The 17,026-nt window shown below is 70.3% G+C and carries 18 protein-coding genes and 1 pseudogene; 6 read left to right on the top strand and 13 right to left on the bottom strand.

Annotated features, from left to right (window positions below; translation table 11 throughout):
• The 8 genes and pseudogenes from L6E10_RS31685 to L6E10_RS31640 form a co-directional block, all read right to left on the bottom strand.
• A partial coding sequence (locus L6E10_RS31685; RefSeq protein ID WP_236223824.1) for a molybdopterin dinucleotide binding domain-containing protein occupies positions 1 to 1,564 on the bottom strand: 1,564 nt, incomplete at its 3' end.
• Positions 1,561 to 2,865 carry a molybdopterin-dependent oxidoreductase gene (locus L6E10_RS31680; RefSeq protein ID WP_236223823.1) on the bottom strand — a complete coding sequence of 435 codons (1,305 nt, stop codon included), beginning with the start codon at positions 2,863 to 2,865 and terminating at the stop codon, positions 1,561 to 1,563. The genes L6E10_RS31685 and L6E10_RS31680, both read right to left, overlap by 4 nt.
• A gap of 6 nt (positions 2,866 to 2,871) precedes the next feature.
• Positions 2,872 to 3,609 carry an EF-hand domain-containing protein gene (locus L6E10_RS31675; RefSeq protein ID WP_236223822.1) on the bottom strand — a complete coding sequence of 246 codons (738 nt, stop codon included), beginning with the start codon at positions 3,607 to 3,609 and terminating at the stop codon, positions 2,872 to 2,874.
• 122 nt (positions 3,610 to 3,731) lie between these two features.
• Positions 3,732 to 4,187, bottom strand: coding sequence for a YfbM family protein (locus tag L6E10_RS31670; protein WP_236223821.1), 456 nt, complete (start codon positions 4,185 to 4,187; stop codon positions 3,732 to 3,734).
• Between the two features lie 105 nt (positions 4,188 to 4,292).
• Entirely contained in the window at positions 4,293 to 4,679 is a 387-nt protein-coding gene (locus L6E10_RS31665; RefSeq protein WP_236223820.1) for a hypothetical protein, read from the bottom strand.
• A gap of 133 nt (positions 4,680 to 4,812) precedes the next feature.
• Positions 4,813 to 5,136 (bottom strand): hypothetical protein, encoded by a 324-nt coding sequence (locus L6E10_RS31660; protein WP_236223819.1) that lies wholly within the window; start codon positions 5,134 to 5,136, stop codon positions 4,813 to 4,815.
• A 279-nt stretch (positions 5,137 to 5,415) separates the two neighbouring features.
• A complete protein-coding gene (locus tag L6E10_RS41285) occupies positions 5,416 to 6,123 on the bottom strand; it encodes a cold shock domain-containing protein (protein WP_374237582.1) in 708 nt (235 codons plus the stop codon).
• A 30-nt stretch (positions 6,124 to 6,153) separates the two neighbouring features.
• A pseudogene (locus tag L6E10_RS31640) lies at positions 6,154 to 6,357 on the bottom strand (cold-shock protein); the annotation flags it as partial.
• Positions 6,358 to 6,548: 191 nt separating this feature from the next.
• On the opposite strand from L6E10_RS31640, the gene L6E10_RS31635 reads away from it, so the two are divergent.
• The 3 genes from L6E10_RS31635 (at position 6,549) to L6E10_RS31625 (ending at position 8,776) form a co-directional block, all read left to right on the top strand.
• A complete protein-coding gene (locus L6E10_RS31635; protein ID WP_236223818.1) occupies positions 6,549 to 7,013 on the top strand; it encodes a nuclear transport factor 2 family protein in 465 nt (154 codons plus the stop codon).
• Positions 7,014 to 7,055: 42 nt separating this feature from the next.
• The gene (locus L6E10_RS31630; protein WP_236223817.1) at positions 7,056 to 7,667 is read left to right on the top strand and encodes a TetR/AcrR family transcriptional regulator; all 612 of its coding nucleotides are present in this window, start codon (positions 7,056 to 7,058) and stop codon (positions 7,665 to 7,667) included.
• 89 nt (positions 7,668 to 7,756) lie between these two features.
• Positions 7,757 to 8,776 (top strand): NAD(P)-dependent alcohol dehydrogenase, encoded by a 1,020-nt coding sequence (locus L6E10_RS31625; protein WP_236223816.1) that lies wholly within the window; start codon positions 7,757 to 7,759, stop codon positions 8,774 to 8,776.
• A gap of 21 nt (positions 8,777 to 8,797) precedes the next feature.
• Here the strand turns inward: L6E10_RS31625 and L6E10_RS31620 are convergent, their stop codons facing one another.
• Both L6E10_RS31620 and L6E10_RS31615 read right to left on the bottom strand, forming a co-directional pair.
• Positions 8,798 to 9,460 carry a response regulator transcription factor gene (locus L6E10_RS31620; protein ID WP_236223815.1) on the bottom strand — a complete coding sequence of 221 codons (663 nt, stop codon included), beginning with the start codon at positions 9,458 to 9,460 and terminating at the stop codon, positions 8,798 to 8,800.
• Complete coding sequence (locus L6E10_RS31615; RefSeq protein WP_236223814.1) at positions 9,457 to 10,566, bottom strand: sensor histidine kinase; 1,110 nt, start codon at positions 10,564 to 10,566, stop codon at positions 9,457 to 9,459. The genes L6E10_RS31620 and L6E10_RS31615 overlap by 4 nt, the downstream gene beginning before the upstream one ends.
• Before the next feature lie 208 nt (positions 10,567 to 10,774).
• Between L6E10_RS31615 and L6E10_RS31610 the strand changes: the two genes are divergently transcribed.
• Positions 10,775 to 12,217 (top strand): hypothetical protein, encoded by a 1,443-nt coding sequence (locus tag L6E10_RS31610; RefSeq protein ID WP_236223813.1) that lies wholly within the window; start codon positions 10,775 to 10,777, stop codon positions 12,215 to 12,217.
• Positions 12,218 to 12,313: 96 nt separating this feature from the next.
• On the top strand, positions 12,314 to 12,703 hold the full coding sequence (locus L6E10_RS31605; protein ID WP_236223812.1) for an HPF/RaiA family ribosome-associated protein: 390 nt from the start codon (positions 12,314 to 12,316) through the stop codon (positions 12,701 to 12,703).
• Between the two features lie 146 nt (positions 12,704 to 12,849).
• Here the strand turns inward: L6E10_RS31605 and L6E10_RS31600 are convergent, their stop codons facing one another.
• Positions 12,850 to 13,962, bottom strand: a complete 1,113-nt coding sequence (locus tag L6E10_RS31600; protein ID WP_236223811.1) for an MFS transporter — start codon at positions 13,960 to 13,962, stop codon at positions 12,850 to 12,852.
• An 8-nt stretch (positions 13,963 to 13,970) separates the two neighbouring features.
• Positions 13,971 to 15,077: a CaiB/BaiF CoA-transferase family protein gene (locus L6E10_RS31595; protein WP_236223810.1), complete on the bottom strand. Its 1,107-nt coding sequence runs from the start codon at positions 15,075 to 15,077 to the stop codon at positions 13,971 to 13,973.
• A gap of 143 nt (positions 15,078 to 15,220) precedes the next feature.
• Here L6E10_RS31595 and L6E10_RS31590 point away from each other — a divergent pair, with 143 nt between their 5' ends.
• Complete coding sequence (locus L6E10_RS31590; RefSeq protein WP_236223809.1) at positions 15,221 to 15,637, top strand: organic hydroperoxide resistance protein; 417 nt, start codon at positions 15,221 to 15,223, stop codon at positions 15,635 to 15,637.
• Positions 15,638 to 15,694: 57 nt separating this feature from the next.
• On the opposite strand, the gene hemL is transcribed toward L6E10_RS31590, so the two are convergent.
• Complete coding sequence (gene hemL / locus L6E10_RS31585; RefSeq protein WP_236223808.1) at positions 15,695 to 17,026, bottom strand: glutamate-1-semialdehyde 2,1-aminomutase; 1,332 nt, start codon at positions 17,024 to 17,026, stop codon at positions 15,695 to 15,697.

The following is a 17,026-nucleotide window of genomic DNA, read 5'->3' as shown; positions in this document are numbered from 1 at the left end:
CTCGCAGGCCTGACCGGGATGGCTCTTGCGACGGCCGCTGTCGCGGGAGCAACCCGCAGCTGGATCCTCCCGCTGTTCTACCTGATGTGCTGCCTGCTGTTCGGCGCCCGTCTGCGTTACACCTCGGAGGGAGGAATCGGAACGCAATGGTGGGCTTTTGCCACCGCGCAGGCGGATGATCGTGGAGCATTGGCGGTCGCCCTGCTCTCCTGCGCCACAGGGTTGATTTTGTTCGTGCTTCGCGGCCCGCGCGACGAAACAACTCATCACAACTGACAAACCGTTCTTCATTCGCATCGCCGAGAGCAGGCGGCAGGATCGCATCTGATAGCTCCAGACGCGCGCTCCGTGCGATCGCGGCGCTAGCCCGGGCAAAGAGGCCACTTGGACCTCCGCGGAGGGCGAACCCGCCGAGTTGCTCTTCGTCCGCTGCATGGCGCTGCCGTCCATACTGCGGTTCGAACGCGCCCTGATCGAGGACATCTGCATGCCCCGCTCTCGGCTGGCCGAGGCCTTCGAGGACGTGGGCCGCATCGCACGCGAGCGAGGGGTGAAGATCTGGCACAAGGCGTGGCGGCGCGAAGGCGAGCACATCGGGAAGGGGGCCGTCGTAGGGTTCGACGTCGACCAGCACGCTGTGGGCGCTGGGGCCTTGGGACAGGCGCGAGCACGGTCGATCGGCAGTGAGGACGTTCGGGGTGCCGTGGCGGTCCAGCGTTCCGCTCAGGCCTGGCTGGATCGGATCCCACCACGCTCCCGTGGACAGTTGCACGACCCCTGGCATGACGTCGTCCGACAGGATCGCCCCCGCAAGACAGCTGCCGCGGTCGTTGTGGACGCGCACGATCATGCTGTTCTCGATACCGCGTGCCGCGGCGCCCGCGGGGTTGATCGTCATGGGCTCACGACCGTTGATCTTCGAGGCGAGTCTGTGGCCGCCGTTGTCGTACTGGCTGTGCAGGCGTGAGGCCGGTTGGTTCGAGATCAGGTGCAGCGGGAAGCGGTCCGACAGCTCGGCGTGAAGCCACTCCACCGGCTCGAACCACTTCGGGTGCCCGGCACAGTCGTCGTAGCCGAACGAGTCGATCTTCTCGGAGAAGATCTCGATCCGGCCCCAGGGCGTCGGCAGGGGGAACTGCTGCGGATCCGAGCGGAGGGCTTCGAAGCTGCCGGGGAACGGGCCGGTCGAGGCCGGCAGTGCGGCGCTGAAGCTTCGCCAGAAGTCGTCGAAGTCCGGCAGGGCAGCGGCGTCGCCGAGTTGTGCCCTCGTCTGTTCGTAGAGGTGGCGGAGCCATTCGCTCTCGGAGCGCGACTCGGTGAACTCCTTCTCGTACCCGAGCCGAGAGGCCAAGTCGGTGAAGATGTGGTGATCTGTGCGCGACTCGCCTGCCGGTTCACGGACTTTGGGCATCGCCACGAGGTGGGGGGCGGAGAAGCCGGCGGCGAAGTCGTCGCGCTCGAGGCTGGTGGCGATGGGCAGGACGACGTCCGCGAACTTGGCCGTCGTATTCCGCCACGCTTCGTGCGCCACCACCGTGTCGGGGATCTGCCAGGCCCGGGTCAACCGGTGCAGGTCTTGGTGGTGGTGGAACGGGTTCCCCCGCACCAGTAGACCAGGCGGAGTTCGGGCAGCGTGAGCCGACTGCCGTCGTAGTCGATGACCTCACCGGGGTGCAGCAGGGTGTCGGCGATCCTCGCGACGGGGATGAAGTCCGCAACGGGGTTAGGGACTGCGGGAATGGTCGCCACGAAAGGGCGGTCCGGGGCGACGCCCGTCGCGTCCAGCGTCGCGTACCCCGCGCCCCAGCCGCAGCCTGCCCGGCCCATCGAGCCCGCCATGGCGGGCAGCACCACGGACATCCAGATCGGTTGTTCTCCGTGGTCCGCGCGTTGCACCGCATAGTTGACCATGACGAGTGACCGTTGAGAGGTCAGGCGGCGGGCGAGGTCGTCGATCACGTCCTCTCCGATGCCGGTGATCCGCGCGGCCCAGGCGGCGTCCTTGCGGACGCCGTCGAGCTCGCCGGTCAGGTAGGCGGCGAAGCGGTCGAACCCGACGCAGCACCGGCGCAGGAAGTCCTCGTCGTGCCAGCCGTTGACCAGCATCGTGTGGGCAATGCCGAGCATCGCGGCGGTATCGGTGTCGGGAACGACGGGCAGCCACTCGGCGTCGAGGAACTCGGCGGTGTCGCTGCGGATGGGACTGATGTTCACGAACCGCACCCCGGCCTCGCGGCACCGGCGTTGCAGGTCTCGCGTCTGGTGCCTGGCCAGCTCGCCGGGGTTGATCTGACTGTTCTTCAGGGCCAGCCCGCCGAACGCCACCACGAGTTCGCAGTTCTCGGCTATTTCGTCCCACATCGGCATGCGGCTCTGGTAGCTCCACGGATGACCGCCGATCACGTGCGGGAGGATGACCTCCACAGCCGCGGTGCTGTAGGTGTTGCGGGAGTCGGTGAATCCCCCGCCCAGCGCCAGGAACCGGTGCAGTTGTCCCTGCGCGTGGTGGAACCTGCCCGCACTGGCCCAGCCGTAGGACCCGCCGAACACCGCGCTGTCGCCGTGCTGTGCACGAACTCGGCGGAGTTCGTCGCTCACCAGCGTGATCGCGTGGTCCCAGCTCACCTCCACGAAGGCGTCGGTGCCCCTGGCCGTGCCGTGGACGCGTGGCTCGCCGTTCAGCCAGCCCTTGCGCACCGCGGGGCGCTGCACGCGAGCAGTGTCGTCGGCGGCTGTCACCATGCCGGGACCAATGGGCGAGGGAGCGGGGTCATCAGGCCTCGGCTCGATTCGCACCAGCCGGCCGGAGTCGACCACGGCGACGAAACTGCCCCAGTGCGTCGCGACCGACATGCGCCGTTCCACCACGCATCACCTCTGCCGCTGACGTTTCCCGACCGCGAACAATGGTCGCTCACGTCGCCGGGTAGCGATGTAGTGCAAACTGGCCCGTCGCCCATCAGGCCGGACGACACGGCGCGGCCGGTCAGGCGTGATCTTGCCGAACAGGTGGACGGCGGGTGCGTCCGGATCGTCGCCGTAGAAGAACTTCGCGAGCGCCCGGTGGAACTCGGCGCGATCCAGCCAGCCCGAGCCGTCCAGGTCCAACGCGTCGAAAACCGCGGCACAGTCCTCCGAGGAGACGTTGCCCGCCAGGCCGAAGATCTCCCCGAACTCCGCCCGGTCGACCCTGTCGTCGCCGTCGAGGTCGATCAGGTCGAAGTAGCAGTCGGCCACAGGCCCGACCTGCTGCGGGTACAGGGTGCGATCGGCCAAGGCGCGCTCGAACCCCTCGGTCATCTCCCGCAGATCGACCTTCCCGTCACCGTCCTGGTCCATCGGCTCGATCACACCTGCCCAGAACGCCTCCAACCCTTCAACGAGCCGGCGAGTGGTCGCGGGCTGCTGCGCGGCATCACGGGCCGCGACGTAACACTCGCCCATCATCCGGACGTCCCGAGAGGCGATGACTCCATCGCCGTCGACGTCGGCGCCCCTGAACCACTGGCAGTACTTGAGATCACGAACTCCAGTCGCGACAACGCAACATAGGCATTCCGCCACGCAGGTGCCCGGCGACACGGCCATCGAGAACCTCGGGTCATCCATCCGGGTGACGCTCTCATAGAGAGGACACTCGTCCCATCAACACGTGGGCGCTCGAGTCCTTCTCGGACATTCGGCTGTCCAAGCGCGGCAGCCCGTTCCGCGAGGTCGCTGCAGATCGCCGGTCAGAAGCTGAAGTCGCGGATCGCGGCGCCGCCCACCGCGGCCGTCTCCTGGAAGAACCGCACCAGGTCGACGTAGTGGTCCCGCAGGTAGTCGAGGTCGTCGGCGTCCCACAGGTGCCTCATCGGGTAGACCTCCTCCGCGCTGAGCTTCGCCGGATCGTAGTGGCTCACCAGCACCTCGACGGGCGTGGCGCCGAGGGCGTCGGCGGCCTCGGCGATCATCTGCTCACTCCAGCCGAACCGCGTGGCTTCGTCGTCGATCGGATCGCCGTCCTCGTACAGGTCCACGTCCACGCCGGCCGCACGCAACAGGAACCCGATGCCGGCCCACGCCTTCTCCAGGAAGCAGTACGGCCGGCTCTCGTCCTCCAGGAACTCCTCCGCCGACTCGGGATCCTCGAACGCCCGGTCCAGTTCCTCCGGCGTGACCCTCGTGAACGACAACGTCATACTCATGACAACTCCCCCATCGGCTGATTCAACCGGGTGGAAGCTTGCCATGCCGGCGCCCGATCACCGGATCTGCCAACAGCAGTCGGTCGTACTCGCTGCTCGCGGAACTCACCACCACGGTGGCTCTGCCTCGGGCTCGAAAAGGGCCGCGTACAACGTCACCTCGTCGCGACCGGGCACCACTGCCAACGGCACCGGCGTCTCCAGGTGGTGGACGGGAACCAGTCGCAACCCGTGCGCCTGCACCAGGTCGAGCACCCGCGACTCGAACGGCCCGGCGGGGCGGGAGAGGAGCTCGCCGGGCCCGTGACCGTCCTCGCCGAACGCCAGCACCACCGCGTACGGGCCCACCATCGACAGCTTGACGACCAGCAGCCGATTGCCGCGCACGAAGTAGGTGAAAGCGACTTCGTGGTTGATGTCCGTGTCGTCCTCGGTCTCACCTATGGCCGAGAGATCGAGCAAGAGCGCCGAGTACGGATCACGTTTCACCATCTCCCGCGTGAAATCACGCCGTGGAGCAGCGACATCCCCGTACGCCTTGCGCAGATCCGCTTCGTACAGCGAACGGATCGATGTGGCGCTCCTGCTCTTCCCCATCAGCACCTTGGGCCTGTCATCGGCGTCCTCAGACCACGATGAACCCCGTGGTCCACTCGTCTTCGTCCAGCATGTACTCGTCGATGTAGAAGCACGCCGGTTCGTCGCAGAACCCCTCGAGCTCCTTGGCTCGCTCGATACGGGCCGACGCGTTCTCCCGTGAGGAGTAGACGCCGAGCAGTTTCACGTCGTCACCCTCCTCCTCGTGGGCCGAGAACTCGCCGTCAGGTTCGAAGTGCTTGACCGTCCCGCTCTCGTCTTCGGCGACGTGATGCACGTGCCAGAGCAGGAAAACCCGGTCGCCCATCCGAATCGCTCCGCCAGTTCGTTCGAAGTGCTTCTTGATCTTCATTGTATTCAGGGCCGGGCTCTGTCGTACTTGCCTTTGGGAACCTCTGACGTATCGCCGTCAGGTTGCAGGCCTGCTGGTCGGCCGCTGTGCAACTCGTGATCGTCATCGGCGCCTGCACGCTGCCTGGCGACGTCCCGGCGCAAGAGCCCGACGGGTCGGCAGCCGTAGTGGCGGCCGCGGTCGCACCGGCACCCTGCTGGCGTGCCTGTCCGTCCTGGACGGGATGCCGACCGCCGAGGTGATCACGTACGTGCGGGCGCACTACGACCACCGGGGCGGTCAGGCGCGCTCGACGGAGTCGGCCTGCGGGCCCCGGTCGCTCTGCCGGATGCGGAAGTGCACCCGCTCGCCGGCCACCAGGGGCTCGCTGCCGGAGACCACCGAGACGTGCACGAACAGGTCCGGCCCGCCCGCGTCGGGGGTGATGAAGCCGAAGCCGCGGTCGGCGTCGTAGCGGGCCACCGTGCCGTCGCCGGCGCGGGCCGCGGGCCGGGTGGCAGGACGGGCCTGGCCGGGGGCCGCGGCGGCCTGCACCGGCTCGCCGCTGGCCACGAACCGCACGTCGCGCGCCTGACGACCCTGGTCCACGGTGACCGTGGTGAACGAGATCCGGTCGCCCTCGGCCGGCAGGTACCACTCGTCGACCAGGGCGCGCACGTGCAGGAAGACGTCGCCCGCCCCGTCGTCGGCGGCCGCGAAACCGAACGACTTCTCCTCGTCGAACCACAGCACGGAGCCGTCGGCGCCGTCGCCGGCCGCGACCAGAGGAGCGCGGTGGACTCCGGCGTCGAAGCTCAGCGGCACCACGTGCTGGGCCTGCGGCCCCTTCTCCCCTGCGGTGACGACGAAGGCCACCCGCTGCCCGGCCGCGAGCACGCCCCCGGTGACGATGGCGGAGGAGTGCACGAACACCTCCGCACCCCCGCCGTCCGGCGCGGCGAACCCGTAGCCCTTGGCCGGCTCGTACCAGGAGACGGTGGCGAGCACGCCCAGGGTCGCGTCGGGCGCGGTGTCCCCGGTGACAACGACGTGCAGCGCCTGCGGACCGCGGGGTCCCTCACCGGTCTCGAATTCCACCGTCTGGCCTTCGCGCAGCCCACGGGCCGCGCCCTCGCCCTGCACCTGCGAGACGTGCACGAAGATGTCGGCGCTGCCGTCGTCGGGGGCGAGGAAGCCGAAGCCTCGCTCGAGGTCGTACCAACGGACGGTTCCCTGCTGCACGGTGCACTCCTGGTCTAGCGGATGGTCGAGGCTCCAGTGTCCCAGGCGCCGTCTGCACATCCTGACCCCGACGCGCGGCAGGTCCGCCGTGTTGCTGTTTGCGACGATCTGTCGTAATGTTTACGACAGATCGTCGCAAAGACGCACCGGCACCTCGGATGCAGCGACACCATGAGAGAACGAGGACAGACATGACCACGCTGAACGATCGCGACGAGCTCATCGAAGTGATGAGCCACTACGCCGACATCGCAGATCTGAAGGAGTTCGACGTGCTGCCCGGCCGGGTCTTCACCGACGAGGTCACGCTCGACTTCTCGTCCGTCACGGGGACTCCACCGATGACGATCGCCCTGGGCCAGTACGTGGAAGGTCTCCGTGCGAGCTTCGCGCCGTTCAAGGCGACGCACCACGCCATCACCGGTCATGTCATCGAGATCGACGGCGACAAGGCCAGGATCCACGCCCACGTCCGCGCCGAGCACTGGCTGCCGGAGGAGTTCACCGCCGACGGCGTCGGTCCATGGCTGGTGGTCGGCTTCTACGACAACGAGGCGATCCGCACGCCGAACGGCTGGCGGCTCACGCACGTCAAGCTGACCGCGATTCACCAGGAGAACCAGCCTCGGCTGCCGGACGCCGTGCCGACGGCGTAGGACGCGACCTGTCCCCGCCGACCTCCTGAGGAGAACGGCCGGATGCCGCGGATCAAAGCCGCCACCATCGAGGAACACCACGAGAAGGTGTGGGCCGACCTCACCGAGGCGTTGCGGCACCTGCTGCTCGAACGCGACTACGACTCCATCACCATGGGCCACATCGCCGCGCAGGCAGGACTCGCGCGCAACACCCTTTACAACTACGCCGGCGACAAACGCGCGCTGGTCCTCGAACTGGCCCGGCGAGCCAGCCGTCCGCTGGTGCACCAGGTGTCCGCGATCGCCGCACGCTCCGCGGCTCCGGCTGCCGACAGGATGCGGACGATCATCGAAGCGATCCTGTCGGCCTCCACGAACCACGCCATGCGCCTGATGTTCCTCCCGAACTCCACAACGCTGGTCGCCGATCTCCCGGCAGGGCCGGAGAACCCGTTCGCCACCCTGGTGACCGAAGTGGAGAGCGTCGTCCGCGACGGCATCGGCGCAGGCGAGTTCCGTGGAGTCGACGACGTCTCGCTCACCGTCGCTCTCCTGACCGGCACCGTGCGCGCCGGCATCGACCGGATCAACAGGGACCCTGACGGACTCCCCGCCACCGTTCGCGCGGTGCAGCACATCGTCCTCGCTGCGATCACCCGCGAACAGGGCTGATCCCTGCTCCGCAGGTAGTACCCCCGCCAGTTCCGTCGATCACCGAACGGGTGATCGATCGCCCTCACCTGTCCCGAGAGGACTTCACCATGAAGGTCATCGCCTACGCGGCCCGCACCGCCGGCGGCGCCTTGCAGCCCTACGAGTACGAGTCAGGACCGCTGGGCCCCAACGAAGTCGACGTGCGCGTCACTCACGGCGGCATCTGCCACACCGATCTCGCCGCCATCGACGACGAGTGGGGCCTTGCCCGGTTCCCGGCCGTGGCCGGGCATGAGGTCGTGGGCGAGGTGGTCGCCATCGGCGCCGCCGTCGACGAGGCGGCGTTGCCGATCGGGCAGCGCGTCGGCGTCGGCGCGCTCGCCGGGTCGTGCTTCCGGTGCGAGTCGTGCATCAGCGGGCGCACCAACCTGTGCCCGCGCCGCGACGCTTTGGTGCTCCGCGGCGACCGCGGTGGCTTCGCCCACCACGTCAGGGCGAGCGACTGGCGGCACGTCTACCCGATCCCGGACTCGATGCCGTCCGAGCACGCCGCACCGCTGATGTGCGCCGGCACCACGGTGTTCTCACCGCTGATCGCCAACCGGGTGCTCCCGACGCACCGCGTCGCCGTCGTCGGCATCGGCGGACTCGGCCACCTCGCCCTCCAGTTCCTGAACAAGTGGGGGTGCGAGGTCACCGCCATCTCGACCACAAAGAACAAGCAGGCCGACGCCGAACGCTTCGGCGCCACCGGCTTCATCGCCTCCCGGGAGCCGGGAGCCCTGCGGGCGGCAGCCGGCTCGTTCGACTTCGTGCTGTCCACCGTCTCCGGCGACCTGCCCTGGGACGACTACCTGGGAATCCTCAGCCCCCAAGGCCGTCTCTGCGTCGCGGGGGTGCCGGAGCGACCCATCTCGGTATCGGCCCTGGGACTGGTGTCCGAGGCGAAGGAGATCGTGGGAGGCATCGTCGGGACGGTGGCGGAGACCCGGCAGATGCTCGACTTCGCGGCTCGCCATGCCATCCGGCCCGAAGTGGAGATGTTCGCGCTGGCCGACTTCGACCAGGCGCTCGACCGGGTTCGCAAGGGAAACGTGCGCTATCGCGCCGTCGTCGACTTCACCTGAGCGGTCCGGTCAGTCCTGTGATCACGCCGGATGGATGAGACGGCTTTCGTAGGCGAAGACCACGGCTTGGATCCGGTCGCGGAGCTCGAGCTTGTGCAGGATCCGGCCCAGGTGGGACTTCACGGTCGCCTCCGCGAGGTGCAGGGCGGCGGCGATCTCGGCGTTGGACAGGCCGGAGCCCACCTGGACGAGCACCTCGCGCTCACGGGCGCTGAGCCTGCTCAGCCGCCCGTCGCGGGCGATCGCGGCGGCACCGGGGATGTGCGGGCGGAGCTTGTCCAGCAGGCGGCGGGTGATGCGCGGGGAAACCACCGCGTCGCCCGCGGCCACGGTGCGGATCGCGGTGAGCAGTTCCTCGGGCCTGGTGTTCTTCAGCAGGAAGCCCGAGGCTCCGGCTTCGAGCCCGGCGAAGGCGTACTCGTCGAGGTCGAAGGTGGTGAGGAGCAGCACCCTGGTCCGCGGGCAGGTCCGGACGATCTCCCGGGTCGCCTCGATTCCGTCGGTTCCCGGCATGCGGACGTCCATGAGGACGACATCGGGGCGCAGGTCGGCGGCGAGGCGGACGGCGGCGGCGCCGTCCTCGGCCTCGCCGACCGGTGCCAGGTCCGGCTGCGCCTCCAGGACCATGCCGAACGCCATGCGCAACAGCGCCTCGTCGTCGGCGATCAGGACGCGGATCGTCATGCGGACGCCGCCGCGCCGCCGAAGACGAGGCGGGTGTGCACTCCCCAGCCGCCGCCGGGAAGCGGTCCGGCCAGCACCGTCCCTCCGTAGCCGGCCGAACGCTCGCGCATGCCGGTGATGCCGTGGCCGGAGGAGGCGGCGGGGGAAGTCGGCGGGCCGGTGTCCGTGACGGCGACGGTGACGGTCTCGGCGGCGCACTCGATCCGGACCTCCGCCCGGGTGCCCGTGGGTGTGTGTTTGAGGGTGTTGGTCAAGGCTTCCTGCACCAGGCGGTAGACGGTCAGCTGCGCGGTGGCGGGGATGTGCGTGTAGCCGCCGGCGATGTCGAGAGTGGTCGGGAGCCCGGCGGTGCGCATCTGGCCCGCGAGGGTTTCCAGGTGCGCGATGCCGGGCAGCGGGTGGCGCGCCGCGTCCGGTTCGTCGGTGCGCAGGACGCCGAGCGAGCGCCGCATGTCGGTCAGTGCCTGCCTGCCTGTTTCGGCGACCTGGAGCATGGCGGCGGTGGCTTTGGCGGGCGACCGGTGCTGCGCGTGGACGGCCGCGTCGGTGAGCGCGACCATGACGGACAGGTTGTGGGTGACGATGTCGTGCATCTCCCTGGTGATCCTGGCTCTTTCCTCGGCGACGGCCCGTCCTCGCACGGCTTCCAGGTAGGCACGGGTGGCCCGGTCGTTCACGCCGAGGACAGCCGCGGCGACGACCATCGCGGTGAGCGCGGCGAACGGGGTCAGGAACGCGCCCTCCGACGCCCAGCGCAGGCAGGCCAGAACGGCCCCGATCTCCACGACGGTGGCGGCGACGAGTGTGACGCGCCTGCTCGACTCCGCGGCCACCGTGTGGAGCGCCACCAGCAGTGCGATGTCCGCGGGTAGCTGGACGTCCACCAGCCACTGGACGAGGGCCGCGGTCGCCACCACGCCGAACACCGCGAGCGGGGCCCGGCGCCGCCACAGCAGGGGCAGCGCGAGAGCGGCGGTGAGCGCGGCGGCCACCGGTAGCTCCGCAGGCGGCCACGTGGTCAGGACGTGCAGCAGGAGAAGCGCCGGCAGCAGCGCGTCCCACACCGCCGGCGGCAGCCGGGACGCCCAGCGCCGCTCGGTAGTCACACGGCGATCGTAGGCCGACGGCCCGCCCCGTACATGAGCCTGCCGTCTGACTACGGCGAGCCGGATTGCGACTGCGGTAGGACTCCCGACACCTCCCGTGGTCGTAGTCCGGCCGCTGATCCGGGCGCCCGACTGCCACCGGAGACGGCACCGGGATCGCGCCCGGCGAGCGATGCGGTCGCGCGGGTCCGGCACCGACCATGGCCGGGTGACCGAGATCATCACGGGACTGGACCTGTCCCCGTTGGAAGTCCTGGCGTTGCTCAGCGCCGTCGCGCTGGTGGTGGCGCGCTGGCTGCCCGCCGCTGCCCGCCCCCGCGTCACCACCGCGGCGGGGGCCGTGTTCCTGCTGTCCGCGATCTGGCTGGGCGTGACGGGGATCCGCTGGCAACTGCTGCCGGTGCTGGCGGGGGCGGCCGTCGCGGCGCCGTTCGCCTTCTCCCCGCTGGTGCGAGGCCGTGCCCGGCGGGTCCGCTGGTGGCTGGCGTTGCCGGGATCGCTGGCGTGCGCCAGCCTGATCGCCACAGGCCCCGTCACGGCGTGGGCTTTTCCCGTCCCCGTCTTCCCGGAGCCCTCCGGTGGCTTCGCGGTCGGCACCCGCGTGCTGCAGTGGACCGACCCGGACCGCCCGGAGACCTTCACCGCCGATCCGCTGGACCGGCGCACGGTCGTGGCGCAACTCTGGTACCCCGCGCGGGACGGCTCGGCGGACGTGGCACGTGCCCGGTACCTCGGACGCACCGAGGACGAAGCGCGCACCGTCTCCGAAGCACTGGCCGGCGGGGTCGGCTTGCCGGGTTTCCTCCTCGACGGCCTGCCGCGCGCCCGCACCCACGCGATTCCGGACGCCCCGGTGGCCGGTGCGGGAGAACGGTTCCCGATCGTGCTGTTCTCCCCGGGATCCGGCGGAGTGCGCACCCAGAACACCGCGTGGGCGGAGCAACTCGCCTCCCACGGCTACGTGGTGGCCGCGCTCGACCACCCGTACGACTCCGCCGCCGTCGTGCTCGCCGACGGCAGGACGATCACCACCGCGACCGTCTCCACCGGCGACCGGGACGAGGACGACAGGCTGGGTGCCGGTTGGACGGCGGTCCGGGCCGCCGACCTCGGTTTCGCGCTGACCCGGCTGGAGGGTCTCGACCGAGGTGACGGCGCCGACGCGCTGGCCGGGCGCCTGGACACCGGCAGGGTCGCCGCGACCGGTCACTCCATGGGTGGTGCCGCCGCGCTGCAGGCGGCCCGGCAGGACCACCGGTTCGACGCCGTCATCGACCTCGACGGCTACCCCCGCGGTCCCCTGACGCCCGACCTCGGCCGGCCGACGCTCGCGCTCACCCAGGCCATCACCCCGGCCACCGATCCCCGCTACCTGCCCCAGCTCACCGAGGTGCTCACGCGCGGCACGGCGACGAACCACCGGCTCACCGTCCCCGGTGCCGCGCACCTCACCTTCACGGACGGCCCTCTGTACCTGCCGCCGGTGCCCTCGGTGGTCGGCTCGCTGGGCCGCGCCGAGAGCCCGCGCGTCGTCGCCGCAGCCACTCTGACGTTCCTGGATTCGGTTCTGCGCAACGGAACCGGTGACCTGGCAGGTGCCCTGGCGGCCTACGGCGAGCTCAGCGTGTTCCACCCGGGCAACGGCCGCTGACCGGCTCAGGCCCGGAACGGGCCGGTGGCAACGTTTGAACCGGCCGCTCCCGTGGTATCGCCCAAGACCATTTGATACTCGTTCCGGAGGGTGCTCATGCAGATCCAGGTCAACACCGACCACAACATCCACGGTGGCGAACGACTGGCCACCTATGTGACCACCGACCTGGAAAGCAGCCTGTCCCGGTTCAGCGGATGGTTGACCCGCGTGGAAGTGCACCTCAGCGAGGACGGCGGCAGCAAGCCGGAGGACAAGAAGTGCGTCATCGAGGCACGGCCGGGAGGCAAGCAGCCGGTCGCGGTCACCCACCACGCGACCACTGTGGACGACGCGTACACCGGGGCGGCGCACAAGTTGGGAAGGGTGCTGGATTCCCGCTACACCCGTGCCCACGACCACAAGGGCAGTGACAGCATCCGCCACATGCCCGCCCCGGAAGACCCTGAGCTGGTCGGCGCGATCGAGGACGAGCCTCGGGCCTGACACGGCGACATGGCGCCGTAGGCCTCATCGCCCGAACCTCGGGTCGGGTGCAGCCCGGCCAGAGCCGCTCGCGCGGAACCGAAGTCCGCGCGAGCGGCACGGTCCTACGGCACCTCATCGGGGCCGAGAACACCGGCACCGTGCGGTCAGGCGCTGCTGGGCACCGGCCTGGCGGTGATCAGGTGGTTGAGCAGCGCGGCGAACACCGCCAGGCCGCCGAACACGTACGCGAGCGCGGCCGGCGCTCCCCCGCTCGCGAGCACCATGCCGCCCAGACCGGCGCCCAGCGACGAGCCGAGGTAGATCGCGGAGGCGTTGAGCGACACGGCCACCGGGCCCTCGGCGGGTCTGGCGGCCATCACCCGGTGCTGCTGCGTCGCCGGGCAGCTCCACGCGCTCGCACCCCACAGGAAGACCAGCAGGCCGGGCGGACCGACGGGCAGCAGGGCCAGGCTCACGCCCATCACGGTGAGCAGCACGCCCATCAACGCTCTCGTGTCCCGCCAGCGGTCGATCACCGCGCCGGTCAGGAGGTTGCCCAGCAGGCCGCCGACACCCCAGATCACCAGGTACACCACCACGTCGTCGCGGCCGAGGATCGGTGCGATGTAGGTGTAGGTGCCGAGGCTGGTGAGCGTCGAGAACACGGTCACCAGCACGATCGACAGGACGTGCCGGTCGGCCAGCACGCCCAGGCGTGCCCTCAGCGACGGCGGTGCGGCGGGCGGGATGGCGGGCAACAACACCGCCACCCCGCCGATCGCCACCACCCCGAGTGCGGTGACGAGCCAGAAGGTGCCGCGCCAGCCGACGTGGTCCGCGAGCAGCAGGCCGAGCGGGACGCCCGCGACCGTGCCGGAGCTCAGGCCGATGGTGATCAGCGCCAAGGCTCGGCCGCGGCGTTCGGGCGGCACCAGTGCGGCCGCGGTGGCGGCGGACATCGGTGAGTAGAGGCCCGCACCGAAGCCCGCGACCACCCGTGACAGCAACAGGAACGTCAACGTCTCCGCGACCGCGCTCAGCGCGTTGCCGAGGGTGAAGACGGCCAGCGCGGTCAGGAGCACCGCGCGCATCGGCTTGCCGGTCAGCAGTGTCGCGGCGATCGGCGACAGGAGCGCGTACGACAGCGTGAACACGGTGACGAGCTGGCCCACCGCGGGCACCGGCTGGTGCAGGGAGGCGCTGAGCTGGGGCAGCACGCCGGCGACGACGTACGCGTCCAGCCCCAGCGCCACCATGCCGGGCAGGAGCGGAAACACCCGCGGCATCAGACGCCTCGGACCGCGCCGCTGTCCGTCCAGCCGTCCACTCCCCAGTCGCGCAACGCCGACGCGGTGTGCTGCCCCACGTAGGGAGCGGGTGCCGGAACCACACCCTCCGAGCGGGAGAAGCGCGGCGCCGGTGCGGGCTGCTGCTGACCTCCGACGTCCACGAACGACCGTCGAGCCCGCAGGTGCGGATGGTCGGCGACCTCCCCCGGTGCCAGAACCGGTGCCACACACGCGTCCGAGTCGGCGAACACCTTCTCCCACTCGGCGCTGTCCCGGGACAGGAACGCCTCCCCGATCTTGGCGGTCAGCAGCGGCCAGCCGGACTCGTCGTACTGGCCGGGCAGGTCGAGATCGCCCAGGTCGAGCTTGTCGAGCAGCTCGCGGTAGAAGTGCGGCTCCACCGCGCCGACCGACAGGAAGCGGCCGTCCGCGCACTCGTAGGTCGTGTAGAACGGCGCGTCGACGACCGTGACGCGGCCGGGGGTCCTGCGCCACTGGTCGACCATCACCGACAGCAGCGCGGTGCCCTCGACCATCGCCGCGTCGACCACCTGGCCCTGACCGGACCTGGCGCGCTCCAGCAACGCCGCCTGGACGCCGATCACCAGTTGCAGCGCGCCACCCGCGAAGCTCGACAGGTAGTACGGCGGCGGCGTGGCAGGCGCCTGGCCGGGCACCGTCAACGCGCCCGTGACACCGAGGAACGTGATGTCGTGGCCGGCCCGTCTGGCCAGCGGGCCGTCCTGTCCCCATCCGGTGACCCGGCCGTAGACCAGCCCGGGGTTGCGCCGCAGGCAGATCTCCGGGCCGATGCCGAGCTTCTCCGCGCTGCCCGGCCGTCCGCCCTCGACCAGCACGTCGGCCCGCTCCACCAGGTCCAGGACCACCGCCGGGCCGTCCGCGTGCTTCAGGTCCACGGCCACGGATCGGCGGCCACGCGCCAACGGGTCCGGCAACGGCTCGGCCGGCGCGTCCGGCACCTGCGCCGCACGGTCGATGCGCAGCACGTCGGCGCCGAGGTCGGCGAGCACGGTCGCGGCGAACGCCGCGGCGACCGACCCGCCGACCTCCAGCACCCGCACGCCTTCCAACGGACCAGGCACGGTCCCTCCCACAACTCGAGAACGTCAACACCGCCCACCTTTCCCGCGCGGGCGCGCGATGTCCCTACGAGGTTCCGTAGTGACCTGCCACCGCAACGGCTCCTAGTTTCGGCGCCAAACACGAACCCTGAGGAGCAACGAGAATGTCTGTGGTCTACACGGCGGACGTGACGTCGAGCGGCGACGGCCGGCAGGGCGCGGCGACGTCCGCCGACGGCGTGCTCGACTTGAAGCTGGCGAGCCCCAGGGAGGTGGGCGGCAGCGGCGCGGGCACGAACCCCGAGCAGCTCTTCGCCGCGGGCTGGGGCGCGTGCTTCCACTCGGCGCTGCGGCTGGTCGCCCGCAACGCCCAGGCCGACCTCACCGACAGCACCGTGACGGTCTCGGTGGACCTGGTGAAGGGCGACGACGGCTACCACCTCGGCGCACGGATCGTCGCCGTCCTGCCCGGTCTCACCCAGGAGCGGGCGGACGACCTGGTCGGCCAGGCGCACCGGCGTTGCCCCTACTCGAAGGCCACCCGCGGCAACATCGACGTCGAGGTCACCGCGAAGGTCTGAGAACGCGCGGGAAAGGGGGATGCCGGTTGATCGCCGGCATCCCCCTTTCCCGTTCTGTCAGGCCGAAGCCGCGGCCTTCGCGGCCAGCGGCAGCGCCGAGGCGATCCGGTCGAGCGCCGAGTCGTCGTGCGCGGCCGACAGGAACCACGACTCCAGCGCCGACGGCGGCAGGTAGACGCCCTGGTTCAGCATCGCGTGGAAGAACGCGTTGTACCGGAACGTCTCGCTGGCCTTCGCCGACTCGAAGTCGGTGACGGGCTGCTCGGCGAAGAACACCGAGAACATGTTCCCGCTGTGCTGCACCTGGTGCGCCACGCCTTCGCGGGTCAGCGCGTCGGAGATCATGCCGCCGACGACCGTCGCCGTGGCGTCGAGGTGCGTGTACACCTCGGGCGTGCAGTGCCGCAGCGTGGCCAGGCCCGCCGCCGTCGCAACGGGATTCCCGGACAGCGTGCCCGCCTGGTACACCGGGCCGGCCGGCGCGAGGTGGGCCATCACGTCCGCCCGCCCGCCGAACGCGGCCGCCGGGAACCCGCCGCCCATGACCTTGCCGAACGTGAAGAGGTCCGCGGCCACGCCCTCGCGCCCGAACCACCCCGAGCGGGAGAGCCGGAACCCGGTCATGACCTCGTCCGAGACCAGCAGAGCGCCGTACCTGGACGTCAGCTCGCGCAGCCCCGCGGTGAAACCGGGTGCGGGCGGGATGACGCCCATGTTGCCCGGCGACGCCTCGGTGATCACGCACGCGATCGTGCCGGGGTTCGCCTCGAAGGCCGCCCGCACCGCGCCCAGGTCGTTGTACGGCAACACGATGGTGTCGCCGGCCTGCGCACCCGTGACGCCCGGCGTGTCCGGCAGCGCGAACGTCGCCACACCGGAGCCCGCCGCCGCCAGCAGCGCGTCCACGTGACCGTGGTAGCAGCCCGCGAACTTGACGACCTTGGTGCGGCCGGTGAAGCCGCGCGCCAGCCGGATCGCGGACATCGTGGCCTCGGTTCCCGAGCTGACCAGGCGCACCGACTCGACCGGGTCCACGCGGGCCACGATCTCCTCCGCCAGCAGGACCTCGTTCAGCGTGGGCGTGCCGAACGACGTGCCCTGCCCGATCGCCCCGTACACGGCCTCCTGGACGGCGGGATGCGCGTGCCCGAGGATCATCGGACCCCAGGAGCAGATGAGGTCGACGTACTCACGGCCGTCGGCGTCGGTGATGTACGCACCCTTGCCGCTCTTCATGAACCGCGGCGTGCCACCGACCGCGCGGAACGCCCGCACCGGTGAGTTCACGCCACCGGGCACGACCTTCTGCGCCCGGTGGAACAGCGCGTCCGACGCGGGAGCCGCCGCCGGCTCGCCGATGCGATCAGAATCCACAATGGACAGAGTCAT

This window comes from Lentzea sp. CC55 (genome assembly GCF_021056325.1).
GTDB classification, from domain to species: Bacteria; Actinomycetota; Actinomycetes; order Mycobacteriales; family Pseudonocardiaceae; genus Lentzea; species Lentzea jiangxiensis.
Note: the sequence above shows the minus strand (reverse complement) of the source record. Positions and strands in the feature narration are given on the sequence as shown.

Coding starts and splice junctions, on each gene's coding strand:
- L6E10_RS31675 (WP_236223822.1), bottom strand. CDS start 3,609: ATGGATGACCCGAGGTTCTCGATGGCCGTGTCGCCGGGCACCTGCGTG.
- L6E10_RS31665 (WP_236223820.1), bottom strand. CDS start 4,679: ATGGTGAAACGTGATCCGTACTCGGCGCTCTTGCTCGATCTCTCGGCC.
- L6E10_RS31630 (WP_236223817.1), top strand. CDS start 7,056: ATGCCGCGGATCAAAGCCGCCACCATCGAGGAACACCACGAGAAGGTG.
- L6E10_RS31620 (WP_236223815.1), bottom strand. CDS start 9,460: ATGACGATCCGCGTCCTGATCGCCGACGACGAGGCGCTGTTGCGCATG.
- L6E10_RS31670 (WP_236223821.1), bottom strand. CDS start 4,187: ATGAGTATGACGTTGTCGTTCACGAGGGTCACGCCGGAGGAACTGGAC.
- hemL (WP_236223808.1), bottom strand. CDS start 17,026: ATGACTCTGTCCATTGTGGATTCTGATCGCATCGGCGAGCCGGCGGCG.
- L6E10_RS31660 (WP_236223819.1), bottom strand. CDS start 5,136: ATGAAGATCAAGAAGCACTTCGAACGAACTGGCGGAGCGATTCGGATG.
- L6E10_RS31635 (WP_236223818.1), top strand. CDS start 6,549: ATGACCACGCTGAACGATCGCGACGAGCTCATCGAAGTGATGAGCCAC.
- L6E10_RS31625 (WP_236223816.1), top strand. CDS start 7,757: ATGAAGGTCATCGCCTACGCGGCCCGCACCGCCGGCGGCGCCTTGCAG.
- L6E10_RS31590 (WP_236223809.1), top strand. CDS start 15,221: ATGTCTGTGGTCTACACGGCGGACGTGACGTCGAGCGGCGACGGCCGG.
- L6E10_RS31605 (WP_236223812.1), top strand. CDS start 12,314: ATGCAGATCCAGGTCAACACCGACCACAACATCCACGGTGGCGAACGA.